The organism is Peribacillus sp. FSL M8-0224, from assembly GCF_038003055.1.
Taxonomy (GTDB): Bacteria; Bacillota; Bacilli; order Bacillales; family DSM-1321; genus Peribacillus; species Peribacillus frigoritolerans.
Genome location: NZ_JBBOOJ010000001.1, coordinates 4439901 through 4466634 on the forward strand (window position 1 = coordinate 4439901; position 26734 = coordinate 4466634).

The 26734-nt window shown below is 35.0% G+C and carries 32 protein-coding genes and 2 pseudogenes; 4 read left to right on the forward strand and 30 right to left on the reverse strand.

The window, feature by feature from the left end; translation table 11 throughout:
• Positions 1–193: 193 nt before the first annotated feature.
• The 4 genes from MKX49_RS21485 to MKX49_RS21500 form a co-directional block, all read right to left on the reverse strand.
• On the reverse strand, positions 194–325 hold the full coding sequence (locus MKX49_RS21485; RefSeq protein ID WP_221408526.1) for a DUF6254 family protein: 132 nt from the start codon (positions 323–325) through the stop codon (positions 194–196).
• Between the two features lie 68 nt (positions 326–393).
• Entirely contained in the window at positions 394–576 is a 183-nt protein-coding gene (locus tag MKX49_RS21490) for a hypothetical protein (protein ID WP_034310968.1), read from the reverse strand.
• A gap of 300 nt (positions 577–876) precedes the next feature.
• Positions 877–1395, reverse strand: coding sequence for a GNAT family N-acetyltransferase (locus tag MKX49_RS21495; RefSeq protein WP_340877708.1), 519 nt, complete (start codon positions 1393–1395; stop codon positions 877–879).
• A gap of 26 nt (positions 1396–1421) precedes the next feature.
• Positions 1422–1874 carry a MarR family winged helix-turn-helix transcriptional regulator gene (locus tag MKX49_RS21500; RefSeq protein WP_251543596.1) on the reverse strand — a complete coding sequence of 151 codons (453 nt, stop codon included), beginning with the start codon at positions 1872–1874 and terminating at the stop codon, positions 1422–1424.
• A gap of 109 nt (positions 1875–1983) precedes the next feature.
• Here MKX49_RS21500 and MKX49_RS21505 point away from each other — a divergent pair, with 109 nt between their 5' ends.
• Positions 1984–2628, forward strand: coding sequence for a YczE/YyaS/YitT family protein (locus MKX49_RS21505; RefSeq protein ID WP_340877709.1), 645 nt, complete (start codon positions 1984–1986; stop codon positions 2626–2628).
• A 139-nt stretch (positions 2629–2767) separates the two neighbouring features.
• Here MKX49_RS21505 and MKX49_RS21510 read toward each other — a convergent pair whose 3' ends face one another.
• The 6 genes from MKX49_RS21510 to MKX49_RS21535 form a co-directional block, all read right to left on the reverse strand.
• Positions 2768–3259 (reverse strand): DUF6584 family protein, encoded by a 492-nt coding sequence (locus tag MKX49_RS21510; protein ID WP_340878593.1) that lies wholly within the window; start codon positions 3257–3259, stop codon positions 2768–2770.
• Positions 3260–3472: 213 nt separating this feature from the next.
• Entirely contained in the window at positions 3473–3988 is a 516-nt protein-coding gene (locus MKX49_RS28465; RefSeq protein WP_445670140.1) for a CPBP family intramembrane glutamic endopeptidase, read from the reverse strand.
• A gap of 524 nt (positions 3989–4512) precedes the next feature.
• Positions 4513–4626, reverse strand: a complete 114-nt coding sequence (locus tag MKX49_RS21520) for a DUF3953 domain-containing protein (protein WP_340878594.1) — start codon at positions 4624–4626, stop codon at positions 4513–4515.
• Between the two features lie 264 nt (positions 4627–4890).
• A complete protein-coding gene (locus MKX49_RS21525; protein WP_340877711.1) occupies positions 4891–5376 on the reverse strand; it encodes a hypothetical protein in 486 nt (161 codons plus the stop codon).
• A 29-nt stretch (positions 5377–5405) separates the two neighbouring features.
• Positions 5406–6080, reverse strand: a complete 675-nt coding sequence (locus MKX49_RS21530; protein WP_340877712.1) for a VOC family protein — start codon at positions 6078–6080, stop codon at positions 5406–5408.
• A gap of 688 nt (positions 6081–6768) precedes the next feature.
• Positions 6769–7152, reverse strand: a complete 384-nt coding sequence (locus MKX49_RS21535) for a nuclear transport factor 2 family protein (protein ID WP_340877713.1) — start codon at positions 7150–7152, stop codon at positions 6769–6771.
• A 238-nt stretch (positions 7153–7390) separates the two neighbouring features.
• On the opposite strand from MKX49_RS21535, the gene MKX49_RS21540 reads away from it, so the two are divergent.
• Positions 7391–7549 carry a hypothetical protein gene (locus MKX49_RS21540; protein ID WP_340877714.1) on the forward strand — a complete coding sequence of 53 codons (159 nt, stop codon included), beginning with the start codon at positions 7391–7393 and terminating at the stop codon, positions 7547–7549.
• 171 nt (positions 7550–7720) lie between these two features.
• On the opposite strand, the gene MKX49_RS21545 is transcribed toward MKX49_RS21540, so the two are convergent.
• From MKX49_RS21545 to MKX49_RS21575, 7 genes and pseudogenes are all read right to left on the reverse strand, one after another.
• On the reverse strand, positions 7721–8002 hold the full coding sequence (locus MKX49_RS21545) for a hypothetical protein (RefSeq protein ID WP_323599064.1): 282 nt from the start codon (positions 8000–8002) through the stop codon (positions 7721–7723).
• Positions 8003–8012: 10 nt separating this feature from the next.
• Entirely contained in the window at positions 8013–8402 is a 390-nt protein-coding gene (locus MKX49_RS21550) for an SHOCT-like domain-containing protein (protein WP_340877717.1), read from the reverse strand.
• A gap of 13 nt (positions 8403–8415) precedes the next feature.
• Positions 8416–8781 (reverse strand): DUF2089 domain-containing protein, encoded by a 366-nt coding sequence (locus MKX49_RS21555; RefSeq protein ID WP_063594884.1) that lies wholly within the window; start codon positions 8779–8781, stop codon positions 8416–8418.
• A 269-nt stretch (positions 8782–9050) separates the two neighbouring features.
• Complete coding sequence (locus MKX49_RS21560) at positions 9051–9911, reverse strand: transporter substrate-binding domain-containing protein (protein ID WP_340877719.1); 861 nt, start codon at positions 9909–9911, stop codon at positions 9051–9053.
• A 1206-nt stretch (positions 9912–11117) separates the two neighbouring features.
• Positions 11118–11600, reverse strand: coding sequence for a DinB family protein (locus MKX49_RS21565; RefSeq protein WP_034304508.1), 483 nt, complete (start codon positions 11598–11600; stop codon positions 11118–11120).
• Between the two features lie 222 nt (positions 11601–11822).
• Entirely contained in the window at positions 11823–12317 is a 495-nt protein-coding gene (locus MKX49_RS21570) for a GNAT family N-acetyltransferase (RefSeq protein ID WP_340877722.1), read from the reverse strand.
• Between the two features lie 131 nt (positions 12318–12448).
• Positions 12449–12834, reverse strand: a pseudogene (locus tag MKX49_RS21575) (DUF1259 domain-containing protein).
• A gap of 295 nt (positions 12835–13129) precedes the next feature.
• Here MKX49_RS21575 and MKX49_RS21580 point away from each other — a divergent pair.
• On the forward strand, positions 13130–13294 hold the full coding sequence (locus MKX49_RS21580) for a hypothetical protein (protein WP_340877723.1): 165 nt from the start codon (positions 13130–13132) through the stop codon (positions 13292–13294).
• Between the two features lie 154 nt (positions 13295–13448).
• Here the strand turns inward: MKX49_RS21580 and MKX49_RS21585 are convergent, their stop codons facing one another.
• From MKX49_RS21585 to MKX49_RS21620, 9 genes and pseudogenes are all read right to left on the reverse strand, one after another.
• Complete coding sequence (locus MKX49_RS21585) at positions 13449–13910, reverse strand: NUDIX hydrolase (RefSeq protein WP_340877724.1); 462 nt, start codon at positions 13908–13910, stop codon at positions 13449–13451.
• 145 nt (positions 13911–14055) lie between these two features.
• Positions 14056–14424: a VOC family protein gene (locus MKX49_RS21590; RefSeq protein WP_340877725.1), complete on the reverse strand. Its 369-nt coding sequence runs from the start codon at positions 14422–14424 to the stop codon at positions 14056–14058.
• 346 nt (positions 14425–14770) lie between these two features.
• Positions 14771–16186, reverse strand: a complete 1416-nt coding sequence (locus MKX49_RS21595) for a DUF4179 domain-containing protein (RefSeq protein ID WP_340877726.1) — start codon at positions 16184–16186, stop codon at positions 14771–14773.
• Positions 16179–16718, reverse strand: coding sequence for a sigma-70 family RNA polymerase sigma factor (locus MKX49_RS21600; protein WP_340877727.1), 540 nt, complete (start codon positions 16716–16718; stop codon positions 16179–16181). Before MKX49_RS21600 ends, MKX49_RS21595 begins: the two co-directional genes overlap by 8 nt.
• A 318-nt stretch (positions 16719–17036) precedes the next feature.
• The gene (locus MKX49_RS21605) at positions 17037–17270 is read right to left on the reverse strand and encodes a hypothetical protein (RefSeq protein WP_340877728.1); all 234 of its coding nucleotides are present in this window, start codon (positions 17268–17270) and stop codon (positions 17037–17039) included.
• Between the two features lie 199 nt (positions 17271–17469).
• Positions 17470–17685, reverse strand: a complete 216-nt coding sequence (locus tag MKX49_RS21610) for a hypothetical protein (protein ID WP_340878596.1) — start codon at positions 17683–17685, stop codon at positions 17470–17472.
• A gap of 384 nt (positions 17686–18069) precedes the next feature.
• A pseudogene (locus tag MKX49_RS28470) lies at positions 18070–18186 on the reverse strand (5'-nucleosidase); the annotation flags it as partial.
• A 77-nt stretch (positions 18187–18263) separates the two neighbouring features.
• Entirely contained in the window at positions 18264–19490 is a 1227-nt protein-coding gene (locus MKX49_RS21615; RefSeq protein ID WP_340877730.1) for an MFS transporter, read from the reverse strand.
• Between the two features lie 211 nt (positions 19491–19701).
• On the reverse strand, positions 19702–20850 hold the full coding sequence (locus MKX49_RS21620) for a M24 family metallopeptidase (RefSeq protein WP_323599071.1): 1149 nt from the start codon (positions 20848–20850) through the stop codon (positions 19702–19704).
• Between the two features lie 454 nt (positions 20851–21304).
• Here MKX49_RS21620 and MKX49_RS21625 point away from each other — a divergent pair, with 454 nt between their 5' ends.
• On the forward strand, positions 21305–22177 hold the full coding sequence (locus MKX49_RS21625) for a LysR substrate-binding domain-containing protein (RefSeq protein WP_249596639.1): 873 nt from the start codon (positions 21305–21307) through the stop codon (positions 22175–22177).
• A gap of 373 nt (positions 22178–22550) precedes the next feature.
• Here the strand turns inward: MKX49_RS21625 and MKX49_RS21630 are convergent, their stop codons facing one another.
• The 4 genes from MKX49_RS21630 to MKX49_RS21645 all read right to left on the reverse strand — a co-directional run bounded on the left by MKX49_RS21630 (position 22551) and on the right by MKX49_RS21645 (position 26466).
• A complete protein-coding gene (locus tag MKX49_RS21630) occupies positions 22551–23549 on the reverse strand; it encodes an NADP-dependent oxidoreductase (protein ID WP_340877732.1) in 999 nt (332 codons plus the stop codon).
• 40 nt (positions 23550–23589) lie between these two features.
• Positions 23590–23925, reverse strand: a complete 336-nt coding sequence (locus MKX49_RS21635; protein WP_137020278.1) for an ArsR/SmtB family transcription factor — start codon at positions 23923–23925, stop codon at positions 23590–23592.
• A gap of 419 nt (positions 23926–24344) precedes the next feature.
• Positions 24345–24959, reverse strand: coding sequence for an undecaprenyl-diphosphatase (locus tag MKX49_RS21640; RefSeq protein ID WP_340877734.1), 615 nt, complete (start codon positions 24957–24959; stop codon positions 24345–24347).
• An 838-nt stretch (positions 24960–25797) separates the two neighbouring features.
• Complete coding sequence (locus MKX49_RS21645; RefSeq protein ID WP_340877735.1) at positions 25798–26466, reverse strand: DNA alkylation repair protein; 669 nt, start codon at positions 26464–26466, stop codon at positions 25798–25800.
• Positions 26467–26734: the final 268 nt, after the last annotated feature.

The window sequence follows — 26734 nt, forward strand, 5'->3', positions numbered from 1 at the left end:
CCCCCCCTTCCAAAAAACTCCTTACTAAAAGGTTTTGTAATAATCCGCATTTTTATGTAGTCTTTGTCTTTTACAGTATGTACTTAAGGGGATACATACGAATCATTCTAAAAATCCAGCTCATATATAAAAACCTAAAAAGACCATAATCATCGATGATTATGGCCTTTTAGGTAACGAAAAGAGAACCGTTTTACTTAGTTTCAGATTCATTTTTGCCCGTATCTTCAGCTAATTGTTCAAATGAAGGGACCTTACCATGTGGATTCTGCGATTGTTTACGATCTTTCCATTGGCGTTCTTGTTGTCGCTTGGATTGAGTCATCTAAATAAGCTCCTTTACATAAAGTTAAGTAAAAAGTTTGAAGCACGATAAGCGTACTCAAGCAGGCATCAATGCATGCCTTTCCACTCACCTTGATTTTTAGATGCTTTTTCTTTTTTTGCTTTATTTTTATGTGCTTGATTAGCATTTGCACTGCCGAATTCCTTAGAGAATTCAGAATCAGTTTTGCTTGAATCAAACCCTTGTTTGTTTTTTTGATCTGCATCATTTTTCTTTGTTCGTTTTGCCATGTATACCCCTCCTTCTTATCTTTAGTATGAGATCTGAAAGAAGAAATATACTCCGAATAAAACCGGCTGTAGCATGTATCCGTCATGTAATTCGGGTAAATAATAAAGTGAATAATTAGTTCTAATGAGTTCCAATTCGTTTTTAACCGTTCGTGCAGTACCATCCAAAATTATTGAACCTGAGTGTTAAATAAAGGTGGGCTTATATGTTATTTTTTACTCTCTTTTCCATCAGCTCTGCCATTTGTTTGAATTTGGATTTCCTTCATTATTTATCAATGATGCACCTTTCAAGATAAATTATATGAGTGTTTTGGTCATTATAAAGTCCGTTTGTTCTTCATCACCCATATAAAAAGAGTGGGCTCCAGTTTGAACAAACCCAATTTTCTTATAAAAACCAATGGCATTTTCATTTTTTTCCCATACGCCCAGCCAGATTTTCTTTTTATTACGTTCCATCGCAATGTCCATTGCTTTATTTAAAAGATATTTACCCAGCCCATGTTTTTGAAATTTGTTCTTTATATAAATCCGCTCGACTTCAAGTGAATCATCACCCATTTCTTCAGTCTGAGCATCATTGGTATTGACCTTTAAATATCCAGCGACTTCATTATTAAAATAAACAAAAAAGAATTGCGAAGAAATATTGGATAATTCTTTTTCTATTTGGTTTAAGTTAAATGCCCTTTCCAAATAGGCATTCATATTTTCGGGTGAATTCTGATGCTTAAATGTCTCATAAAATGTTTCATAACTAATTTCTTGGAGAATGCGCGAATCGTCTAGGGTACACTTTTTAATATTTGCAGTCATTTAAATATGCCGCTCCTTTATAATAATCAATAATTTCTCTTGTTTCCCTTTTTTACAAATTCCCAGTCTTTTTCTACATTTTTTCTTACTCTGTGAAGAAGATCGGAAATGGTTACTACTTCTCTTTCCGAAAATCCCTCTAATGCAACGATATTGGAGTAATCATTTTCTCTTTTTATAAAAGGATAAACATTTTTTCCTTTCTCCGTTGGAAAGAGCTTTTTAATTTTTTTGTTGTGTTTATCTTCTTTCTTTTCAATAAAGCCATTGATTTCAAGTTTTTTTATAGCACGAGCTGCTGTTGTTCGATCTACTTTTATCATCTCAGCTAACTTTTCCTGAATGATTCCTGGGTTTTCACATATTCGCACAAGGTACAAATACTGCCCTTTTGTAAGGTCATGTTCTTTAAATTCGATATTGCTTATGGAATCTAATGCCCTTGCTATCATTCCAATTTCACGAAGAATTTCCTTCATAATGAACTCCTCAGCACGTATTTTTGTTGCAAATGCAATAAAAATGACCTATATTAAATTTAACTTAATTTTGTTGCGTTTGCAACAAAAAAATAAAGGGGGCGGTATAGTGAAATATGTTTTTTATGTATTAGGAATTTTAGTATTAACCCTTGGTATTTCTTTCACTATACAATCAGATCTTGGGACTTCACCATTTGATGCACTTTTGGTGGGACTATCCATAAATGCGGGGCTTACTGTGGGAAGTTGGGAAGTCATAATAGCTTTGATCATGATATGTTTTAATTCATTTTTAAAAAGGCAAAGACCAGAAGTTTTGGGGTTGTTAACAGCATTTATAACGGGGATCGGGATTGATATGTGGCTTTTTTTATTGCACGATTTGATAACACCTGAACTATGGTACAGCAAAGTTATTTGTTTTGGAATCGGCTTGGTTGTTATAGGATTAGGAACGGCAACATATTTACACACAAATTTTGCACCGATTCCAGTTGACCGATTAACATTAATCATACAAGAATTAACGAAAACAAATATATTTTTTTCGAGAACAGTCATTTACCTCGCATTCTTGATAATGGCAATGATTTCAAATGGACCAATTGGCGTTGGAACTTTATTAACCGTTTGTTTAGGCGGGCTGATACTCAATTACTTTATGCCATTTACTGAAAAAGTATTAGACCGCGTATTAACACAACCTAGTACATCACCGAATTATGATAAAGATAAAAAACATTCCATATAGAATGATTTTTATCTTTATCGTTCAACTAACCTGCTCCTAAAAAGACTGCCAGCGATGGCAGCCAGAATTAAAAAAAGTAACGCACCCGTTAGGTAAAGAAAAAGTACTATAAAACTCTCTTATAAAGCAAGATTACGGATCAAAAAATCCAGGTGAAAAAAGCGTAAACTCCGACTAATGCAAAGAGAATTGTTAATATGATTATTGAGAAGCAACCCAAACTAACCAAATTATCTTTTAATAGATCGTCAGGTTGTTCCAGCAGACTCTCTTTCACTTTATTTTGTATAGGCGAAATTACCTGATCCAATTCCAGTTTTATTAAAATTTCACTATCACCTTTAAATTTCAGAGCTCGTGCTATTCTGAAAGGATCGTTTCCCATAGATTTTTCGAACAAAATACACGCTTTTACCATCTCTGATGTCTTATTCTTTTCTAAATACCAATAACGACCTGCCATTGAAGGGTATTTCAATGCAAAATAGATGTCCCCCAGCTTTCTGCGCAGTTCTAACTCATTAGGATAGGTCGAAATTAACCCATGTAGCCTATCCCTTGCTTTCCCTAAATCATTTTTTTCAATGTCTTCTTCTATCTTCTTAATCGTTTTAACAGGTATCTTTTCTATACAAACACCTCATTATCTTTTCTTTATAGTCTTTATTTCTAGATCGTTCAAAATAGTTCCTTCTCCAACAACCTGCCCTTTTAGTTGCATAAAGAAAAAGCTGCCCTAAGGCAGCTCCGATCTTCAGCTAACGCACCCGTTAGTTCATTAAGAAAAGCGATTCTTATTAAAGAATCGCGCCCTTATGTGGAATAAGAGATTGCTACTAATAGATTATTCAATATATGTATCAACTTTTTTCATTATTAATGATCGGTTGCGATTGTTTACGAATAGCAAGTAGATGAATAAAGAAAAAACTAATGCTATAATTCCTCCTAATAATGATTGATTGCTAACGAACACATTGAGAACACTATTACAAAAAGCGTGTGTCATAATACAAAGAAATATACTCTTTGTTTTGTAATAAACAGTTGATAAAAGAAAGGAAAAAGAAATAACACTTATGGAGAATACAGGAATATTCAAATATTCATATTGATAAGTTCCAATTATGAAAAACAATGGCAAATGCAAAAAAATCCAAACAATACTTACGAGTAATGTGCTTGTTAAAGCAGGTATTCTTTTTGTCAATTCTCGAAGCATATACCCCCGCCATCCAATTTCCTCTAAACCGCCAATTAAGATAAAAATAGGAATTTGTAAAAGTATATATTGAAGGGGTACAATTTGTTCTCCTCCGACTACGAAATACGGAAGTAAAGAAAAAACTAAAACGATCACGATAATAAAAATACCAATTTAAATGTTTCGGTGGTTGATAACAACTCTTTAAAAACATACTAAAATCTTCTTTTGAATCAGACCTTTTGCTAACGGTTATACCAGCGATTGCAGGCCCTATTACACCTAAAATATAAAGAATATATAAAGCAATTGATGAACCAAAAGGAATATTTTTAATTTGCGTATAAACAGCAATCATTCCCCAAGAAAGAAAAGTGATTGAAAAAGTTAAAAATAGATATTTTTTTAATTTGGACAAACTTTTCTCTCCCTCAATCAAAACTCATTTTATTAATTTTCTATTCAGTTCGCAACAAACTTAATCACAAGAATTATCTTAACATAAAATCCGGAATTGGATTAAACTGTAATTTCTTTTATTTAAGAATTGCACCTCCGATTCTTGAATAACCAAGATAAATTGATTTCCCATTAAGGGTTTAACTTTATGAAGTTTCTTCAATAATATGGCCCAATTGTTGAACAAAGGTCAAACAGCACTCTTCAACTATCCTGCCCCGTTAGTTCATTAAGAAACCCTGTATAGAAACAAAGAAAATAAATAAAGAGATAACAATGTTCATATATCCCCAAAAGCCTTTTCTGTCTTTTTGAAGTTCGGATAATCCTGTCACCAATATAAGTGCCCCTTAGGAAAACATATAATAGTCGTTAACTCGGTTTCAGTTATTCGATTATATCCTGTTAGAACAATAACAACTATTGCTAATATAACTCTAACCATTTTCAAGAAAATATTTCCCCTATTAAGTTCTGTACAATTTTATCGGCATACTAATTCTACTATCCTACCCCTCCATAAGAAAAAGCTGCCTATTACCAGTTAATTTCATTCAATAAAAAGAAATAACGTATTGTTGACGTAAATTGTTGTATGGTCAATGTTTTTGATTCTCTTTATTGGATAGGTATTCTGCTACATCTTTTGGAACTTTAAAATTTAAATTCAGTTTCTTGGTTCTAAGTTCAATATAAGGGCTATCTTTATATGTAATAATTGTAGCGATTTGTTTAAGTTCCTTTTTATCTGTATTTGGCTCTCCATGTTTGACTGTATCTTCTTGGTACATCTTATAAATATACTCTTTAGTTAAATTTGGAGGATTATCTACAATACGCCATTTATCAACTTCAAGTGTATTAACAAATTCACTTACTTCATCTTGATTGTCTATAACGCTTAAAACCAAGTCTGGATTTTCTTCTGACGATACTTCTATCTTTTGGGATTTATTAAGCCCAGGGTCTTCTTTCAGATCTTTTTTTTCATTGCTACAACCGAAAAAAGTACAGAAACAAAAATAAATATCATACAAACTTTTTTCATAATTGCCTTTCCCCCTCAAAGAATCAAAACCATACACTCACTAAATCAAGAAAATTTTAACCTGTCTCAATATATCTGAAATTCATTATCGGAATTGATGATTATTTTATTGTTATTTATTAATGTAATCTCAAGAGGGGATATGGCAGATGTTTTATCGGAGAATATCCACCTTCTCCCAGGTTGGGCTAATATAATAAATACCCCATTCCTTCTTTCACCCATGAAATTAAGGGATTTTTTACTTATTGTATGATTGTCACGCTCATACACACCAATTTCCTTTAATTTTTCGCTCACACTTATCGTGTCTTCTACAATTAAACCTATTTCACTTATGTTTAAAATGCTTTTAACCGAAAAAGGCTCCATACTAGCTTCAGCAATTTCATATCTTGAAATAAATTCTACTATATTACCAGAAGGATCATAGAAATAAAGAGCATGGGCAGGTAAATGAGTAAAATTAGCTTCATCTACCCCATCTTCAACAAGTAAACTCACTCTTTCTTTTGCCCATGATTTTGCCTCATTAAATTTGTTAGCCGGTATGTTAAAAGCAAAGTGATAATAGGGGGCACCTTTTACTTCTTTTGTTGTAAACTCCATTTCACCTGTACCAACAGCCAATCGAAAGCTATTCTTATCTTCATTAATGAGAGAAAAACCTAATGTTCCAATATAGAAATTTTTCATTTGCATTAAACTTTTAGTCTGTAAAACAATCGATTTAATTTCCATGGATAATAACACCTTCCTTGTATATCTAATTATTGAGTGAGTCATTTATAAAACGTACTGACATTCTGATTAAATCATAATTATCATTTCAAGTAAATTTATTCTATTTTTCCCTATATAAACCAACTTAACTGATTGTTGATTTAATCTCACTTATTGATTGTTTGCAGTCACTGCCCCTTTAGCTGCATAAGAAAAGGAGCTTCTGACAGCTCCTTTTAAAATGTACTAAAGCATCTGTTAGTTCATAAAGAAAAGCATTTCTTATTAAAGAATTGCTGAGACTGTAGACAAATTTGAAGAAATCGAGTTTGCCTCCCGTTTTTTTATGGCTTGTACAATTTGCAGCGGATTTCCGCTACAGGCACTCGCTTTCCGCGGGCGGTCAGGGAGCCTCCTCGGCTTGCGCCTGCGCGGTCTCCCTAGACGCGCCTTTCCCGCAGGAGTCTCGCACCTTTCTCTCCAATCAACTTTGTTATAGCATTTATATAGAAAACATACCTGATGAGTTGAAGTTGTTAGTTTGGGAACTTCATTGATGAAAGATATATTTTCCGAACCCCTTTTGTCTACAAACTGAGCATTTCTTATTAAAGAATTGCTCCCTTTTGTTGAGTACTGACAATATTTTCAATAGTTATTGAAGCTTGTTCACGCGTTTATTTAGCGTAATTAAGGTTAGATGCACTCAACTATAATCTTCAATTAATGATATTTTCCCTTCATTAAGTCCGAATATGGACTTTCCTTTTAATTGAATCTTATCTCCACTGTTTAATCCGTTAGGCAAATCAGCAGCCAGTATTGCTTCATATTCAATTTGCACTTCTGCCTTATCTTCTATAGCGTTATAGTCAATAACCGTCTGACGGCGACTAGAGAAAATCTTTGACGACTTTTCCGCCAGTTCTTTAAACTCTTGTATGCCTCTGGTCTCTGTGTTCAGTTCGCCATTCGTGAAATTCCTAAACATGATCTCTTTATGAAGGAGTTTAACTATACTTTCAATATCAAACGAATTGTAGGCCATAATATAATTTTCAATGATTTTTTTGCTCTTTTCACTAATCATCATAATATCCCCTCTCATCTATATAATTTTTTTCATTATATATTCTTTGCGATACATATATTCCCTTCAATTCCCACAAGGTAATACGATCAAGTATGTAGAGTACACTTGAGTTTCCGAGAGGTGTTATTGGTTTTAGGTTTATACTTCAAGGGCAATTGGCTTCTAAAATCAAATAGTACTCTTGAACCTTTTTGTAAATAATAAGAGTGTTAAACATAAATTGAGGAGGAATTGTATGCAGCAGAATCAACCAGCTAAAGAGAACTCGGGTTACATTATGAAACCGGAATTTGCCGGAACTGATGCACAAAAAGTAAAACAACAAATTCAAAAAGATGTAAGCGAAGGACAAGGTGCAATGACTTCCCGAGAGGCAGGAGCAATGCGCGATTAAAAAAGCGCCCGTCATATTATTCAACAATCGGGCGCAACAACATATTTTTAACCCCGTCCTACATTTAGAACGGGGTTATGCTTGTTTAAGCTTTTAAAATTAAAGAACTTTGTGAGAAATTAGGATTTTCCTTCAAAATGCCAGGCAGTGGTCGGCGTATTCTATAATAAATTATAGTCTAACCTTAACCTCAGTACCGTCTTTAGCTCTGACATCCACTAGCACGATCCCTTTATAATTTTTCAGTTCCTTGACGATAGGCTTTAGCCTATTTTTGTCTATTAACGGAAAGGTAAAATCCAGTTTTTTTCTTTCGAAGTGCTCTTTTGTCCATTTGTTTACATTTTTCTGAAGAAATTTTGAAGACAAAATGGAAATAACAATATTTAAAATGGCATATGGAACTGGGATGGTAAACCGAACGTCTTTTGCTTTCACTTTTACATGCATCATAAACAAATCACTAATCAATGATGACGGAAACGGTATCCCCGTTTGCCGATTTAATATCAACAATTTGGCCATCTAATTCGTTTTCGATTGCTTCAATGATAAGGCTTATGTCTACATCCTTAACGTATTTTTCCGATTGAGGAATACTCGCTGCGATGCTGTGTCCAGCCATTAATACTACCTTGACCAGTTTTATAGGCAAATTGACCGTGACGTTATCATTTTCGGCTGATACAACACGAATTTTTAATGTTTTATCTAAATATTTAGTTGGCTTTTCCAAAGGCTTATGACCTGTTTCTTCTTTCTCTTTTAATACTTGAATCAATTCTGATCCCTTATCTGCATCAATCTTTCCTTCTTGAACCATTGTTAACACTCTTGAAATTTCCTCTTTCATGATAAATTCCCCCCTATTCCTCTTTTAAGAGCTTAATGGCTTCTTCTGGTGTGATTTCGCCATTTTCCAACATGGTGACAACTTTTTTCTCGTCTACTTCATTTTTCTTCTTCTGCACATATCCAAGGGATGAAATGATGTCTGTTAGCTTGCCTCGAACCGTGGGATACGAAATCCCAAGCTCCTTTTCAACTTCTTTGATATTCCCTCTGCATGTTAAAAATACTTCCACAAAATGAAGCTGATCCTTTGATAAGGATGCCAGCTTAGATAATTCAAACTCATTTTCGATCGTAGTGTGACAATGAGAGCACTGCAACTTTGTAATTTTCAATGTTTTACTGCAGACAGGACAATCTGTAATTACTTTATAAGCCATAATGGAATGCAATTCCTCCCTTTTAGTTGATTCGATTATATAACAAGGAATTAAAAATATAAATAGTAAAATTAAATTTTTTCAATCGTAAAAATCAATAATATTAATTTACTGTTTAATATTATTGATTCAATTATTACATTTATCATAATGGTTAAATTAAACAAGCGTAACCCCGTCCAAATTTTGAACGGGGGTACGCTTGTTTTCAAATGATGGACAGTTTTTAACACAGGTGGTGAAATAAAAGGGGGAACACCTCTTATATTTTATTCCATCCACTTTTTGTAGAGGGCGTCAAATTTCCCTTGGAGCTTCATTTCATCCATCCACATTTCCAAGTAGCTTGCATAAATGAAATCGCCTCTTGGGATCATATAACCTTTTTCACTGTTTGTGAAAGGCTTGTCGGTTTGAGCCGCATGCAATCTTGAATCAGCTTTTGCATATAGCATTGCTTCTACTGTGTCAGTGATCATAACATCATACGTACCTTCTGCTACAAGATGTGGTATATCAAGATTGTTTTCTACAACCGTTACGTTAGCATCGCTTAGATACTGACGAACAAATTCTTCGTTTGTTCCGCCTGGATTTACGCCAATGCGCACAGAAGGCTTGTTGATATCTTCAATGGTAAGATACTTGTCTTTATCTTCCTTGCGAATCAGAGGCACCTTACCGAATGAAAGGTAACCTTGGGATACATAAGCGCTTTTTTGTCTGGCTGTGTTGCGGGTCACACCGCCCACAGCGATATCAAATTTGTCCGCTTGCAGGTCTTTCATCATCGCAGGCCATGTGGTAGGGACAAATTTCACCTCTACGCCAAGATCTTTACCCAGCTCTTTGGCAGCATCCACGTCAAAGCCTTCATACTCATTCGTTTCCGGGTTCAAATAGGTAAATGGTTTATAGTCCCCCGTCATTCCTACCCGGATGTATCCACGTTTGATAATTTCATCAAGCTGGGAAGACTCCGCTTTTTTCAAATGCCCTGGCGCATTTTTAGCTGCCGGTTCAGCCGAGACGTTTTGCGAGGAGATCAGGTCATGACTGACGTACCCAGTACCTAGCAAGGATAAGCTGATCACTCCAGCCATCAGTGTTTTTTTCCAATTGTTAAACATGTGATTTCCCTCCGTTTTTTGCTGTATTTTTAATTAATCCATCAATTAGTAAAAATACAACAAAATAAGAGAATCACCTTCAAAAAATAAACATTTTTCCACAATTGATAGAAAAAGGACTACACATATTAGTCATATCTAAAATGTGCAGTCCTCATTTAATGGTAACTAGTTATGGTCCATAAAAAATCATAAATAGCATGAGAAATATGTTCAATACTAACAATATCTTACCAAATAGATTTTTTATAGCTAAAACAGAAAATACACAAGAAATCAAGAATGAGAAAATGGCTATTTGGGGTGTAAAATACACAAAGTCTAAAATGCCTGACATAGAAAAAAACAAAAGAAAAATGCTAATAAATAGAAATATCATTGAAAATATTAATGCTATCGTGATATAAGTAAAAGTCCTGAGTTTTTTCAGATGTTGTTTCTCATAACTATTATCAGCCATTTTTCCCTCCTGATATTAAGTTAGTTTATTCCTTAAAATCAACCTTTACCGAATACTATTCTTTAGCTGAACAATAAATACCTTCTTCCACTACTCTGCCCCGTTAGTTGCATAAGAAAAAGCTGCCTTAAAGACAGCTCCGATCTTCAGCTAACGCGCCCGTTACTTTAACAAACTTAAACTTATGTTATTTTAATCTTTAAGCACAACACATAATAGATTTATCAAAAGCATCTTCAGGTATATATATAATTCCATCTTTAATTTTATAAGGTATTCCATTTTCTTTTAATAATTCAGTCGCATTACTGTTGGTTTTTTCTCCCCATTTTATATATTCACCTTTATACTCCCTTTGGCAAGCTGTTATCAAAAGAGAACAAAAGCATAGAAACAAAATTTTTTTTTCAAAAAATCAAACTCCTTATTATATAATTTTAGTTCAAATAATATTTTACCTTAAAATCCCAATTTATTAAGAACTATTATTGAACAAAACTCCCTATAATTTGAATGTATGATAATGATAAGAATCATACTTTCAAAAGGCCGCCAATTGGCGGCCTTTTTATGGCGCTAACGCACCCGTTAGTTTAAGTGTACTTATTCACAAACTTAGTTGGCTTTGCATAAATAAACCGATTCGTTCATTACAGGAATGCTGCCCCTTTAGTTGAAGAAGAAAAAAGGATTGCCGCAGCAATCCATTCTAGCGAAAAGTTCCAATTAGCAGCTAAGTCAACTTCTCATGCATTCGCCTTCCAACTGTTTTGCAGTTTCCTTATATAAATAATTTGACCGATATGATATGCATTATGGGTAGTTGCATTTCCAAGAATTTGCCACCACTTAACTTTTTCAGGAAAACCTATAACATCACTTTCTATTTTTTCATTAGTTAATAACCCTTCCCACTTTAAAAGGACTTCTAATAAGATTTTTTTCAAATCGTTAAAGCACATATATTCAGGACTTAAAAAGCTCCGATTATTATCTCCGATTGAAGATACAGCGTCTACGTTGGATTTTTCGTACCTGGTTTGCCAAGTTTGATTCCAATAAATCAGATGTTGTACAATTTCAGCTATACTGTTACTATCTTTACTTGGCTTCCATAAAGCCTGTTCTTCCGTCAAATTTTCAACTGATTCTGAAAATGGTTTGTACCAACTAGGGTCATTAGCATTCGCTAAGAACTGGTCAGAAATAATATCTTTTACGTTGGTCAATCTATTCACTCCTCAATTCTAATTAGAATATGGATCCCTAAATTAAGTACAACAGCCATCCTCCCTGATGTTAAAATGATTTTCCTACTCATTTAGTTTCGAGATAACCACCACAAAAACCTTTTACTTGTTCAACTAACCTGCCCCTATAGTTCCATAAAGAAAAAACTACCTTAAAAACAGCTCCGACCTTCAGCAATCGTACTCGTTAGTTGATAATTTCTAACTGGAAGAGATGTTATATATCATTGTCCAAGATGTTCCTGATGAATCACATTGTTCAAATCCAAGTTTCTTATAAAGTTGTACAGCCTGAGTGTTTCTAGGATCAATGCTCAAAGATAGTGATGTATAACCATCTCTATAAGCTGTTTCAAATAACTTTTCCATAAGCAGGTTACCTATTCCCGTACCTCTTACTTTATTAATTACAGCTATACCTAGTTCAGGAGTCTTAGCATCAACATATCCGTAACCTTTTTGATTTTCTGCAAATAGGCGATACCATGCAGCACCAACAGGAAAATTATCCTTAAAAGCAATTATTGCTCTATCACCTTTTCGGCCCCACCCCTCACTATATTTTTTGATATGTGATAAATTTAACAGTTCTTCTTTAGGTGGCTTATTTTCAGGAATATGAATAGCTTCATACATCATATCCGTTAAAAAATCTAAATCATGCTCACTTTGTTCCCAGCTTTTTACATATATCAAAATTAATCACCCCATTTGTTACTAATTCGACATAGAGATTTTATTACCTGTTCTTCAACCTGCCCGGGTAGTTCCATAAGAAAAGGAGCTGCCATAGAGACAGCTCCGTTTTACCACTAGTGGGAAATCCATTAGTTCCTTAACGCTTTCCTGACTTTCCTTGCAAAAACTAATGGATCCTCAACAGCTTCGTTTTAACGTAAACCAAATTCGGATTATCGAATAGCCACTCATTGTGTACGGATGAAACTATTATTCCTTGTTTAAGAATGGAAGAAACAAAATTCTCGACTTCTTTTTGCAAGAGCGCTACCCTGCCTAGGCACAATGCCCGTCCAGTCTGATTATCTCTGGATTCATATGAGAAAGAAGGGGTTACTCTAAAACGTTTCCCTAAAATTTTCACTTTTATTTCATTTCGATTTATGGTTGCCACACATTTGCCACCCGCAAATCCTGCTTGGCCGCCGATAATCCTAGCAAACTTTTGACAAATCAATTCATCATTCGATGCCAATCTATTCATCTCCTCCCTAGTATTAATAGGATATGAACTAATGAATAGATCCGAAACGGATATGCATCTATTTTGAAATAAGAATTATGCTGATTACTCATATCCTATTCAAACAATCCTGTAAGAAAAAGGCCAATCGCCACAGCTCACTAATGAACGAACACATCCGTTAGTTCTATAAGACTTATCACAGATTTGACACAGACTGTGAATAATAATATTTAAAGAACACAGGAGAATCAACTGCCTTTTTTGAATATAATCTTTGAACTATAATAAGTAGGGAGACGGTGTAGTGAGCAATATAGACAAACGAAACAGATTAAGTGAAGAACCATTTACTTATCGAATAACGAAAAAAGGAACAATAGTAATCTATTACAAAGGTAAACAAATTAAATTTTTAAAGGATGGGGAGGCTCTGCGTCTAATAGAAAGAATCAATGAAGTTGAAAGGTAACGAGAAGTTTGGTAAAAATAAATAAACTAAGCCTTCGTATTTGAGTACACAACGCTTATGGAACTAACCTGCCCCGTTTGTTTTATAGAAAAGGAGCTGCCTTAAGAAAACTCCGATCTTCAGCTAACGCACCCGTTAGTTTAAGTACATCTATTCACAAACTGCCTAATTGTTGATTAAAGATATTTACTGAATGGAAACTTTTATTAACTAGACTATTTCCTATTTGTTTTATAACACCTGCATCACGAAGTTCTTCATTATCAAAGTTCACGAGGTCAGACATATTTAACCATTTATAGTCTATAATTTCATCTTCTTTAATATCTAATGAACCTCCAGTAACTTCTCCAGTAAAATGAAAAAGAACAACTTGATTACCTGCATTACTGATAAAGTTATAAATACCAGTTGTGCTAGTAAGTTCCACATCAAAACCTGTTTCCTCTTTTACTTCCCTTCGAGCTGCATAAAGAATGTCTTCACCAGATTCAATTCGTCCACTAGGGAAATTCCACTTATTCATTGCACTTGGTTTATTTTCTTTTATCATTAAAACTTCTCCATCTTTGAATATTGATACACTAACTACTAAAACAATCCCATTTTGAGCCATTTTTTTCTCCTTAGAATTAATATTTAAATATTCCTCACTATTTTTTCTCTTCTAAATAAAGATTTTCCTTGTTGAACTATCCTGCCCCGTTTGTTTCATAAAGAAAAAGCTGCCTTAAAGACAGCTCCAATCGATCAAAAAGAACTTATAAGTTCAAATTTCGAATCATTTCTACCCTATTACCAAATGGGTCTCTAAATTCAAATCGTTCAAAATTTGGAATTGGAACACCATCAAGTATTTGTATATTCTCTTTTGTTAATCTATTTTTCCAATATGAGATGTCTTCTACTTCGTAAGCAATATGTGCTTTAGTTTTCAACCTATCAAAATCATCTTCTGTTCCTATATGTACATCTTTATCACCGACTTTTAACCAAAATCCTCCTCGTCCTTTTAGGGATTCGGGTTTTTCGATTTCTTGTAAACCTAAAATACCACAATAGAAATTCTTAGCCTTTTCTTCAGTATCCTTTGGTATAGTTATCTGAACGTGATGTAATCCTTTAATCATTTTATCACCCCTGTGAATTCAAATTTTTCACAAAACTCTCCTTTAACTAAAGGATACTAAACTTCCAACATAAATAAAATTTTATATTATTTATAAAAATACAAAAGAATCTCTTATGGTTAATGTTTTATATTTATAGTTACATCTTCAACCTGCCCCGTTAGTACAGCTTCGATCTTCAGCTAACGCACCCTATAGTTTAAGTAAAATATTTCACAAACTTCTAACTAATAAAAAAAGACGGTGACTTACATAAGTCATCGCCCCGATATTATTAATTATTCAATGCACTAGTAGAATCCCACTCGTCAACTATATGGTCCCTAAAATGAGCTACTTTAATTGTTTATTCATTCCCCACTGGAAGTACAACAGTAAATGGTTGTAATTCCTTAGCTGGGATAAAGTTTGAAAAATTGAATTGCAAAATTGTATTTTTCAGTTTAAAGTTCATGATTTTTTCTTCTCCATTTAAATCGAATGTAGATTGGAAGTGCGCTGTCTTTTTATCGATAGTTTTCACTTTATTCATGCGAATGCTATGATTTTTAGGTGGCACTGGATTTTCAGGATCTATCCCCCCTATATATTCCTTATCTACCAACAATAATTCATATTTCAAATTATTTTCAAATAAATCAAGCTGGTGTTTACTCAATTCCTTGGAGAGCCCTGTAAATTGATAATCGATTACTAGTTTACTACCCTTTTTAGTTATATCATTTACCTGAAGGCCTAAATTGAGCCGTTTGCTTTTTAACGTAAATGATTTTTTATCCAATAGCTGTTGTACTTTTGGGTCTGCAACAGATAGCTGCGGATAAAAGGTAAGTGAAGTAGTATTTGAGTTCAGCTTGGTCATTTTTGTTCGAGCAGTACTATGATATCCATCCTCTAGTGCTGCCTCCTCTAGAGATGTTCCGTTTCCAAACCTATATACCTTGCCTTTATTATCAATTGCTTTTAGTATATAAATTTCATCATCTTTGTATTTTTCCACCGTCTCATAAATAAGCGAAGATGACGCCCTTGCGGTGAGGACCTCTTTAATACGGATTTTGACCTCATCATCCGGGTACCCTTGCTCCTGATCAATAACAAGTGTACTGTTTTTTTCTTGCTGAATTGGGATATCAAAATTCCATTCACCTTTTATCCCGTTAATATTATGAATAGTTATGGGGAGAGTAGAATTCTCCTTAAATGATTTATATGGATATTCCATTTTCCATTGGAAATTGTATCCCCCCTTGACCTTCCTAATGTCTGTCGACTTTCCATTCAACCAAGGGTCATTATCCCCTTTGTTGTGTTCAAAATTCATATCAAAGCTTACTTCCCCTTTTTCGTTATGCCCTTTTTCAACATCTTCATCTACAAATCCTGTAATTGATACCACATTGCCATCAAAATAAGCGCTGGTGAGTTTTACAGTCACTCCATTTTTAGTTAAGGATTGATATAATTCTGTAATTGCATCTTGATTCGCAAGTTCAACGCCCATTGAATCATTGAATTCTTGAAAAATCCCGCCTATTAAAGGGGTATTAGCCAATACTTTATTCATTGTAGGATTAACAAATCCAGAAGCAATGGTGATTCCAAGAAGAGCAGCTGCAGCAGATGAACCTGCAAGAACTTTCTTTTTCTTTATTTTCCTACCTTGCCCTGACATTTTTAAGCCTTTATCAATAGCGCCAAACACTTTTTCTTTTGGTACAACTATTTTTTCAATAGCACTTTTTACTTCATTGTTATCCATTACATTTGCCCTCCTCATCTTTATAGGACTTTTTTAATTCGGCTTTCCCCCTGCTTAAATAAGTTTTTACAGTCCCTTCGGGGATCTCCATGATTTCACTAATGGTTTTAATAGAATAATCATAGTAGTAAAACAAAATAATGGCGGATCTATAATTCCCTTTTAACTGTCCGATCGCATTTAATAGATCTATTGCTTCGTCATGACCTGAATGATAGGTTACCGATAAATCAGACAATAATTCGTCTGTTAGTGGCACAATATTATTTCTTCTTTTGAGAATATGACCAGCACATCGGATAATGATCCTGGTAAGCCAAGTCATAAAGTAATCTGGATGCTTTAATGAGTGAATACTCTTATAAGCTTGATATGTCGTCTCTTGAACGACATCCAATGCATCCTCTTCATTATGTACATAAAGATAAGCAGTCCGGTAGATTCGTTCATAGTGCTGCTTTATGAGTTGTTCAAAAGCTTTTTTATTGCCCCTGATTGCTTTTTTAACCCTCTTATCATTCTCAAACTCCATCTCTCTCAACTCCTTTCAACTATTAGTGGAATATATCTTTAGAAAAAGTTTCAAAAAGTTAAAGTATTTTTAGAAAAAGCATAACATGCAAATAAAAACCTAAGTTTAACAAAATAAACAGAAACCACTTTGCGGTTTCTGTTTATTTAAACTGTTGATTTTTTTTGAAAGTTTTTGAATTTGTTGAGTGTATTCTGCAACTCAAAGGTTTTGTGATTCTACAAAATTGCTTATTGAACAAACCTGCCCCGATAGTTCCATAAGAAAAAGCTGCCTTAAAGACAGCTCCGATCTTAAGCTAACATACCCGTTATTTATTTAATTTTTTGAGATTTTAAATTTCTTTTGAGAAAGAAAATAAGCTAATGTAGCAGTTAGCAATGTTACCAGTAATGGAATTGAAGTCTTGCCAAACACTACTTCTTGACTTAAATTACCCTTTATCGAAGAAAAATCGGGAATATAAGAAGCAGTAAGAATCAAACCTGATCCTATTTGAAATACCATATATATCATTACGAAACTAATCAAAAACACAAGATACTTTTTCAATATCGTTACCACCCATTACCTCATTTTACCATTATAGTTGTTTTGCCCTGATAGTTCTATAAAACTTTACTCGGAGTTGACATAAACTGTGCAACAATTTTCAAAGCTAAAAACCATCCTTTAAAAGGATGGCCTGAAAATGGACATTTATTTAAGTTTAAGACATTTTATTCAAACAGCTTATTGTGGGAAAGTAGTCTTATTCTTTATTTCTATAAGCCATTATGGACGTTTTTAGGGCAGCATAATTTCCAATCGCAGCATAACCATAAAACCAACCCATAAAGATACCTGCTACTAAGCTGTGCCTATGACTAATGAAAATTGAAATCATCAGACCAAGTGCCAGTGCTATGGAAGGTACAATTTTTTTTGAAACATTTAAAAAAACCTTAATTATTTGAGTTAGGAGCATTATAACAGGTATTGCTATCACGGCGTCCCAAAAGTTTGTATGTATTTCAGGGAAATTCCTTTAAGTAAATTCACCTCTTATAGATAGTATGGTTTGATTTTTTAGGATTTAAAACACGCCAAGCCTTCCAATTGTCACGGGTCACCAGAATTGTTGCTAAGGGGCCCCAACAACAGGTTATGAATAGAATTTGCTACATTAAAAAAATTATTCCAGAAGCGAGGCCGTTTGAGGGTAGACACAAACCCGAGAAATACATAACGATTGTGTCACAGTACGAATAAACGGTGGACACAAACAGGTAGTTTTTCACTTTAATGCGAATGTATGATAATGCTAAGAATCGTATTTTCAAAAGGCCGCCAATTGGCAGCCTTTTGAAGTTTAAACTAACTCTAAGATTTCTTTGAAATTATTCACTACAAAATCAGCTTGTTTTAATTCATCTTCTTGAGCAAAGTCAAAGTTCACACCAACTGCAATAAGTTCATTATCCTTAGATTCTATTAAAAAAAGGTCAACCAGTAAAACTGGCTAACCTTAACGTACCCATTAGTTTAAGTACACTCTTTCACAATTTATGCCGTCTTCGAACCATCACGACTTTGTACAAAATCGTTACGCACGTTACCAAGGAGAAGGCCCATAATAAGAGATAAAATAGTGCCTACAATCAAATAGCAGAATGCGATGTAATAAGATCCATTGAATAGTTGAATCAAAGCACCCATAACTGCTGGAGTGATAAATGCTGCTAGATTCGCTCCAGTATTTATCATTCCAAAAGCGCTTCCCATAATCGTAGAGGGCAACAATTTCAATGGCACGGCCAAAATGCCCATGTATGCAATCTGAAGGAAGAAAGCCGCCATGTTTTGAAAGAGGATTGTCATTGTCAGATATTCAACATTGAACATGACAAAAATACAAATGGCTGATAGTAAATTGCCAAAGATGATCAATAGTCTCTCACGGTTCACAAAGACTTTGTCAACCAGCCACCCTCCAACCAAGTAACCAATCATCCCTGCAATTGCCGGAAGGGATGAGTAGATCCCAGTATCAAGCAGATTGAGTTTACGGACATTCATGAGATAGGATGGCACCCAGCTATTCAGTCCCCAAATCGCAGTATACAACCCAAAAAGACATGCCATTATTTTCCACATAGAAGGTGATTTCAGCAGAGAAGTAATTGTGACTTTCCCTTCTTGCTGCTCGATTTCACTATGGTCGGTTTTGTCTGACCGGAGAAATAAGGTGTACAGCAGGGCGATAATCCCCCCCATAATTCCAAGGCATATATACACGTTTCTCCAACCTAATTGCGTAATAAAGTAGGCTCCCGCTATACTTGCCACGAACCCACCCAATACAATTGCGACAAGTAATACTGACTGTGCACTAGATCTTTTTTCTGGGCTCACATTCTCACTCATTAGTTTGGTAGCTGCTCCTGGAAACGCTCCTTCTCCCAATCCAAAGAAAAATCGGATAACTAAGAGAGAAGTGACCGACCAAGCCACACCCGACAAACCAGCAAACAAGGAGAACACTAGGATTGTTCCTATAATGGCATATTTGGACCCGTATCGGTCTGCTAACATACCTCCTGGTATTTGCATGAGTGTATAGCCCAGATAAAATATGCTAAGCACGATCCCAAAAGTTGCTGCATCCATATCTAATTCTTTTCCAATAGGCAAAATTGCTATGTTTATGAACATACGATCAATGGAAGAAACAAACCAACCTAAGAAGAGTAGTACAATAATCCCCTTTTGTCGTGACAGTCTTGTATTCAAACCCTCTCCCCCCTTCTTATATACTCCCAGAATAAGTTTTCATTAAAGCAGCCGCCAGAACCCAAAGCAGGTGTCTGGCTGGCTTGCTTGCTTGTTATTTTTAAAGGAAATCTTTTCTAATTAATCCCAATCTGGAAGGTGCTGAGAATAGACAAATATAGATGGAAATCGATAAAACCCGACAGCTTTTTTCTGACTCTGCTTAAACCTATTATTTATGGGCAATAGGATTAAAAATTAATTCTTCTATGGAGTCCGGACACTCCGTTAGCATCTCATATCCATTTTTTGTAACGAGAATCGTGTCCGAATGACGGAAGCCTCCTATTCCAGGGACATAAATACCGGGTTCGACCGTAAATGTCATTCCCTCTTTTAATATGGAGTTATCATCAAAACGGAAGAACGGAGCCTCATGGACAGCAAGACCGATACTATGTCCGGTGCGATGAAGGGCGTTTTCACCATATCCTGCTTCTTGAATAATTGAGCGTGCTGCAACATCTACATCATTTGCCTTTACACCAGCTTTGATTGTATCAAGCGCGGCTTTTCGTGCATTCACCATCACTTCGAACAATTCTCTTTGCTTAGCATTCGGCTCCCCAACAAAGCAAGTTCGTTCACATTCACCCTTATATCCATCAAGTGAAGTAATTCTTGTAATAATTAATCCATCCCCTAATTCTATTTTTCTCAAATTTGAAAACACATGTGGCAGAATAGTACGTTCTATTCCAGATGGACTCATTCCTCTAGAAATAAAGCTTGAGTCGGGATAAAGGTAAGAGGCTTCTTGATAACTTGCTCTGGCTGCAGCATCTTCAATTTCCAACTCAGTAATTCCTACTTCAAGAGCACGAAATGCTGCTTGTACAGAGCCTACAGCTAATGAGCAGACTTGACGCATTTTTTCTAATTCCTTCACACTTTTTATCGCTCGCATTTTAATCAACTCGGAAGTAATATCAGCCAATTCCCAGTTTTCTCTCTGGAGGATACATGCTAATTCAAATGGTAAGTAGCGAGACTCAATTCCGAGCCTTCTTTCCCCTTTTTGAGCTTGTAAACATTTTATAATCAACTCAACAGGGTTAATTTGATCTGCTTTTTCAGGATGCTCATAATACACAAATATACGATCATATTCTGCATATAATTTGGCGTGTTCTTCCTCTAATCCTGGTACAATTAGGATACATTCATCCTTAGTTACTAATGTGAAAATTGGTCGGGAATAAGTAATTATTTCAAATCCAGTCATGTAGCACTGGTTAAGTGGATCCGTCAATAATACTGCTGTAAGTTTTTCATTTTCCATAAAACCCCGTAACTTGTCTAACCGTTTGTTAAAATTCATTAGATCAACTCCTCAATTAAAAATACCCTTACAAAACAGTCCTACTTTCATAAGTTCCTCAATTCATATTCCAACAGTTTACGGAAAACGCTTTCAATTAAAAACCACCATGAGAACAATAATTAAGACCTACGTTTTGATGTATTTATGCCATCTTTGACCCAGTCTGATTGTGTACCATACCGTTACGTGCGTTCTTAATGAGAAGACTTATAATTAGAGACATAATATTGCCTGAAACCAAATAGCAGAATGAATATTCGTTCTCCCTTATTTATACTCTCAAAATATAAAAATCTTCGTTTCCCTACTCATCGACTTGCATTTTCGGAACATGTTCCTTACAAAAGCAGCTTTAGAGATATTATAAATAAAAAGAAAGAATTGTAGAAATACTTAAAAATATCTATAATGATACCCAATAAGTATTATTCAATGAACAGGAGGAGGAAGAGTGGAGCTGAGGCATATTCGATATTTCGTTGCACTTGCAGAAGAGCTTAACTTTAGTCGTGCATCCGAGCGCTTGCATATTGCCCAACCCCCGCTTAGCAGGCAAATTCAACAATTGGAAGGGGAAGTTGGCGTTCTCCTGTTTCATCGTACCAATCGCCGGGTTGAATTGACCAATGCAGGAAAAGCTTTTCTGGAAAAGGCTTATCAAATGCTTGATCTGGTTGAGGATGCATTTGATACAGCACGAATGACGGCTAGGGCAGAACACGGGAAGTTGGTAATTGCGTTCACCGGGACTGGAGAAAATATTCTTCCCATCGTGCAGAAGTATCGGGCAAAGTATCCTTCCGTCAACTTGAATCTACAGCAAATGGGTACTACCGCCCAAATTCATGCATTACATGGGAAACAGATTGATGTCGGGCTTCTCACCCCACCTGTTAATAGCGAACAGCTAATCGTAAAAAATTATATGCATCTTCCTTTAAAAGCCATGCTACCAGAAAAACATCCCTTGGCCATGAAAGGGGGCCCCATTTCCATAGCAGACTTGGCAGACGAATCATTTGTTATTACCCCTAGGGTGATTGGACCGGGCTTTTACGATGTGATTACAAAAACCTGTCTTCAAGCCGGGTTTTCTCCTAATATCACGGTTGAGACCCATGACCTCCAAACGGTAATGTCTCTCGTATCCCTTGGGATGGGCGTCTCACTTACAGCTGGAAATATACAAACTACTGGAGTTGTCTTTAAGGAACTGGCGGATACGACAGTTACGCTGGATATTGCAGTAGCATACCGCCGTGATGAGAAATCAGAGGTGTTTCATTCGTTTCTGGATATGTTTTTCGATTATTATTCCATTTAATATGATGAGAGCCGCCTATCATTTACGTGTCAATTTTCTTGTTGAACTAACCTGCCCAGATAGTTCATTAAGGGGTAGCGTCAGGAAAGTGTCGGGGTTACAACGTTAAGGAAATCACAATACATAAAGCCTAAATTACCGGTGTTATAATTGTGATTTAGGCTTTGGTTACTTCATTAAAGCACCTGTGCGTTGAAGATCATTTATAGCTTTAGAATAAAGATTGATTGAAAAAAGTTACCTTTACCCTAGATTTAATATCCTTACAAAAGACTCCATACTGAAAAAAGATTGATTAAAAGGGAGTGACTTTATAGAGTTATTAAAAAGAAAAAATGAAAAGTTGGGAAATGTTTTCAAATTCGTTTGACGACTATCTGATTTTTAATATTATTTTCCCTTTCGCCCTTCCTGACTCCGCATATTCCATCGCTTTTTGAGCATCTTCAAAAGGAAAAACTCTATCAATTATAGTTTTAATTTTACGAGTCTCAATAAAGTTTGCGATTATACGTAATTGCTCTCCACTCGGCTTCATAAACAAAAACGTATATTGAACATTATGCTTTTTTTCAAGCGCAGTAAGTTTATTACTTGCTGCAGAAAACAACATAGTTTTAAAAAATCCGGAACCATATTCTTTACCAAAACGAGCATTCGTTAATCCCGAAACGGAAACAATTTTACCTCCGTTTTTTATCACTTCGAATGATTTTTCAAGTATCTCACCCCCAAGTGTATCAAATACGGCATCATAGTTTTTCAGTATCTCTTCAAATTTTTCTGTCTTGTAATTAATAATTTCATCTGCACCAAGAGATTTTACTAAATTCGCACCAGCTTCACTGGCAGTCGTTGCAACAGTGGCACCCATTAATTTGGCCAGTTGAATAGCAAAGGTACCGACACCGCCAGCCCCAGCTTGAATTAAAATCTTTTGTCCCTTTTGTAATTGCAAAATGTCAGTTAGGGCTTGATAGGAGGTTAACCCAACCAGTGGAATCGATGCTGCTTCTTCAAAGCTTAAATTTTTAGGTTTTAAAGCGATGTCATCTTCATGAATAGCGATATATTCAGCAAAAGTACCGATTTTACTCTTACGTGGACGTGCATATATTTCGTCACCAACTTTAAAACGAGTCACTTTTTTGCCAACCCTTGCAACGACACCAGAAAAGTCATTTCCTAAGATAAGAGGCATTTTATATTTAACTAACAATTTCACTTTCCCATCGCGTATCTTAAAATCAACAGGATTAATACTAGCTGCATGAATTTCTGCGAGTACCTCATATTCACCAATTTCAGGTGTGGGCATTTCTACCAAATGCATTGGAACTTTCCCATACCTATCAATAACCATTGCTCTCATACCTATACCTCCAACTTATGTGTGTTTATATTCCATCATTTCAATAAAAGTTCTGCATGAACTTATCAATATCCAACACAAGCGTTCTTAATAAACCCAATTCTGTACGTACATTAATATAATAAAAGTTTTTTGTCCCTTCTTTACGCATTAAAATAACACCGGCATCCCGTAAAACCTTAAGATGATGGGACACAGCAGGTCGAGAAAGATGTGTTTGTTTAGTGATTTCACCCACACGTAATCCTGTTTGACAATCCGTCCCCATTAGAACTAACAAGATCGATTGACGTGTTTCATCACCAATTGCCAATAGTACTTTTTGACAATTAATAAAATCCTCTTTGATAATATTTAGTTGGTCCTGTTTATTCATTCAGTAAAATACCTCCAGTAATCAGTTTAATGGTTTAAGTTGATGAACCATATCACCTAACAGAACAATATACTATTGTTCTGTTAGGTGCAATATTGAGAAAGCAAATCGAGACGAATACATCTTAGAGGGGAATTACGTTAACTTTTAATGTTTTGGAACTAACCTGCCCCTTTTGTGCCATAAGAAAAAGGCTGCCTTAGCAACCTTTTGTTATACTCTCGACCTTTCAGTTGAAGAATCGTTGATTAAAACTTCCTGTTTAATAATTATTTCATTTCAAGAAGTAAATCATCTTTTGATAATTACATATTTTTTGTCCTGCTCCGTTCGGTTCTTGAAACAAGACTTAAAACAACAAATGCAAGTGAAGCAATGACCGATTTGGTCTGCTAATTTGTATATTAATTAACCCTTTTTTAATAGTCCTTTGACTGACCTTTCTTTTGTTTGGATAGGGCAGATAGAATGGATTGTTCGCCCACCCCTTGATTTCTCAAAAATTTCTTGGTCAGACTTAACTTATGAACAATTTTGTAAACGATCATCGCTGAAACGATACTGATGATGGCTCCGACTAGAACATCTGCTGGATAATGGACACCTACCCAAATTCGCGAAATGCCTACAAGAACAGCCAAAATTCCCCATAAAAACCCCCAACCCCTTTTGAACAACCAGAAGGTTATGCAAAATGAAAAAAATATGATTGTATGGTCGCTTGGAAATGAATTATTGACTGCTTTTTCAACTAACTTATTAACGTTGGGCAACTCAGCAAACGGTTGATAATTCGAGTGGAATTGCCCTGCTATTTTCGCCAATATTTCCGAGATAACTAATGCAATAAATGCACAGATTACCATGATTCTATTTTTATTACTTCGAGAAAACAAAAACATCAGGACTGCCAATACTAAGAAAAAAATCATGTATTCAGCGATGAATACAAAGAAAGGATTTAAATCCGTGTATTGTTTACCTAGATTATTAATCATTCTAAACAAATTACTATTCATTTCGGACAAAGCCATTGAAAAATTCCTCCTGATTGTATTATCACTTAAACCTTCAATATGCTACATTATGTAAATAAGATGAACTTCAATCAAACCTATATTTTACATCTTTCAGACAGAAAGTCCATCATCAACGTGGCGGTCTTAATCCTCCATTTATATTAAACTATCTCACTCACACCTTAAACTATCTTGATGGCAATATTTAGAATATGGGCTCATGTTGAGTGCGGCGAACAGATGGGTAACTGAATTTGAAATGAAGTAACCGGATTGGCAAGGGAAATGGATCAATTTGTGCCTATGTTTATTATGACGGAAGTTGACATCGTCCTTTTGATATTTATAACAAGGGCTGAACCTTTTGGATTTTTAAAATTACCAGGAGCTATATAGCTCCTTTTTTGTTTTGTAAAAAAAGCCGCCAATTGGCAGCCTTTTATAGAACGAACGCACCCGTTAGCTTAAGTACATTTATTCACAAAATTCTTTCATTTCGCTATTTAAAGCATCCTAATCTTCTTTTTTAAAAGATAAAGTTACTCTAGCCAGTCTTTCCGAATTTGGAAAGAGGTAAATTTGTTGATTGAATCTTATCCCTAATGGTCCAATTATTCGGTAAATCAGATAAACAATCTAAGTCTACTCCATTTTTTAAATGGTTCTTTATACGAATAACCATTAAGTTATCGATAACTTCAAATTTAGGTTTCTGGGGGGGGGGATATTGTTAATTTTACAAATTCTCTTTACTACTTGTTTAAAAATATTTGAATTTTCAATATTTTTCCCCAAAAAAACATGCCTTAATTTTTAACTTTTCTACCTATTTGTATAAATTTTTCAGAGGTAACTAATTATTATGTCGTTTGTTAACTTCAATTGTAATGAACTCCGGCAAATAGCTGGGAGTACATCCTTTTGCTACTATTTCATCTTTGTAAAGACCCGTTTTCTCACCAAGTTTAATACAACGTGCACGATTCTTTTCATCATAAACGCCTATCCAGCCTGCGGTGAAATTCATAGCCCATTGAACTTCCGGTTCTTCCTGCGTAATATTAGCTTCTAATGCAGATAGCAAGTATGCGGTGTTATCAGGCGGTGTTTGTCCAGTCCATCTCAATCGCCCTTGATAATACCAGAAAGCTCGCCTTTGAAGAGCAGAAGGACTATTTTCCCATGACTCCATCAATGCAATTTTCTTCTTGTCTTTGGTGAGCTGATTAGCCATTAACCAATCCATTAAGTTATTTCGCTCATCAAAAGTGTGAGTCTGCATATCCTTATCAAGCTTATTTAGCACATCTTGTGAAAGAAGTTTTTTGTCCATAATTAAGATTGCTAATAGTCTGGGCAAAAACTCTTCGGTTGACCAAAGTTCCATAGCTAGTTCGTGATCTTTTTTAATGTCCTTCGCGATTTTTCGTAAGTCGCCTAGCTTAGTTTTACTATTGATCTGAGGTAGAATGTTTTCTGCTTTTGAAAAGCATTTTATTTCTGTACCTTTATTTTCATTCATTTTATACAACTCCTTTATTAAAGCACTGTTTCATAATATGTCCTTGACGGGATATATCAAGAACTTAATTTCGTTATAAGTCTTATTGCAGTGGTGTGCTTCCAAAGTTAATATTTTATTAAAGCTTTCTCCACCTATAATAGAAGAGCAACCATCTTTAATAAAATAATAACATTCACTTCCTTTTAATTGGATACGAAAAGAGCATTCCTTTTTAAAGAAATGCACCCGTTAGCACGAAAAGAGGTGACCAAAGGACATCCTCCTT

What these genes read in the sequence shown, in the direction of transcription:
- MKX49_RS21485 (WP_221408526.1), bottom strand. Translation starts at nt 325, where the DNA reads ATGACTCAATCCAAGCGACAACAAGAACGCCAATGGAAAGATCGTAAA.
- MKX49_RS21490 (WP_034310968.1), bottom strand. Translation starts at nt 576, where the DNA reads ATGGCAAAACGAACAAAGAAAAATGATGCAGATCAAAAAAACAAACAA.
- MKX49_RS21495 (WP_340877708.1), bottom strand. Translation starts at nt 1,395, where the DNA reads ATGACTGCAAATATTAAAAAGTGTACCCTAGACGATTCGCGCATTCTC.
- MKX49_RS21500 (WP_251543596.1), bottom strand. Translation starts at nt 1,874, where the DNA reads ATGAAGGAAATTCTTCGTGAAATTGGAATGATAGCAAGGGCATTAGAT.
- MKX49_RS21530 (WP_340877712.1), bottom strand. Translation starts at nt 6,080, where the DNA reads ATGGAAATTAAATCGATTGTTTTACAGACTAAAAGTTTAATGCAAATG.
- MKX49_RS21535 (WP_340877713.1), bottom strand. Translation starts at nt 7,152, where the DNA reads ATGATTAGTGAAAAGAGCAAAAAAATCATTGAAAATTATATTATGGCC.
- MKX49_RS21540 (WP_340877714.1), top strand. Translation starts at nt 7,391, where the DNA reads ATGCAGCAGAATCAACCAGCTAAAGAGAACTCGGGTTACATTATGAAA.
- MKX49_RS21545 (WP_323599064.1), bottom strand. Translation starts at nt 8,002, where the DNA reads ATGATGCATGTAAAAGTGAAAGCAAAAGACGTTCGGTTTACCATCCCA.
- MKX49_RS21550 (WP_340877717.1), bottom strand. Translation starts at nt 8,402, where the DNA reads ATGAAAGAGGAAATTTCAAGAGTGTTAACAATGGTTCAAGAAGGAAAG.
- MKX49_RS21555 (WP_063594884.1), bottom strand. Translation starts at nt 8,781, where the DNA reads ATGGCTTATAAAGTAATTACAGATTGTCCTGTCTGCAGTAAAACATTG.
- MKX49_RS21560 (WP_340877719.1), bottom strand. Translation starts at nt 9,911, where the DNA reads ATGTTTAACAATTGGAAAAAAACACTGATGGCTGGAGTGATCAGCTTA.
- MKX49_RS21585 (WP_340877724.1), bottom strand. Translation starts at nt 13,910, where the DNA reads ATGGCTCAAAATGGGATTGTTTTAGTAGTTAGTGTATCAATATTCAAA.
- MKX49_RS21590 (WP_340877725.1), bottom strand. Translation starts at nt 14,424, where the DNA reads ATGATTAAAGGATTACATCACGTTCAGATAACTATACCAAAGGATACT.
- MKX49_RS21595 (WP_340877726.1), bottom strand. Translation starts at nt 16,186, where the DNA reads ATGGATAACAATGAAGTAAAAAGTGCTATTGAAAAAATAGTTGTACCA.
- MKX49_RS21600 (WP_340877727.1), bottom strand. Translation starts at nt 16,718, where the DNA reads ATGGAGTTTGAGAATGATAAGAGGGTTAAAAAAGCAATCAGGGGCAAT.
- MKX49_RS21610 (WP_340878596.1), bottom strand. Translation starts at nt 17,685, where the DNA reads ATGCTCCTAACTCAAATAATTAAGGTTTTTTTAAATGTTTCAAAAAAA.
- MKX49_RS21620 (WP_323599071.1), bottom strand. Translation starts at nt 20,850, where the DNA reads ATGAATTTTAACAAACGGTTAGACAAGTTACGGGGTTTTATGGAAAAT.
- MKX49_RS21630 (WP_340877732.1), bottom strand. Translation starts at nt 23,549, where the DNA reads ATGAGAGCAATGGTTATTGATAGGTATGGGAAAGTTCCAATGCATTTG.
- MKX49_RS21635 (WP_137020278.1), bottom strand. Translation starts at nt 23,925, where the DNA reads ATGAATAAACAGGACCAACTAAATATTATCAAAGAGGATTTTATTAAT.
- MKX49_RS21640 (WP_340877734.1), bottom strand. Translation starts at nt 24,959, where the DNA reads ATGGCTTTGTCCGAAATGAATAGTAATTTGTTTAGAATGATTAATAAT.
- MKX49_RS21645 (WP_340877735.1), bottom strand. Translation starts at nt 26,466, where the DNA reads ATGAATGAAAATAAAGGTACAGAAATAAAATGCTTTTCAAAAGCAGAA.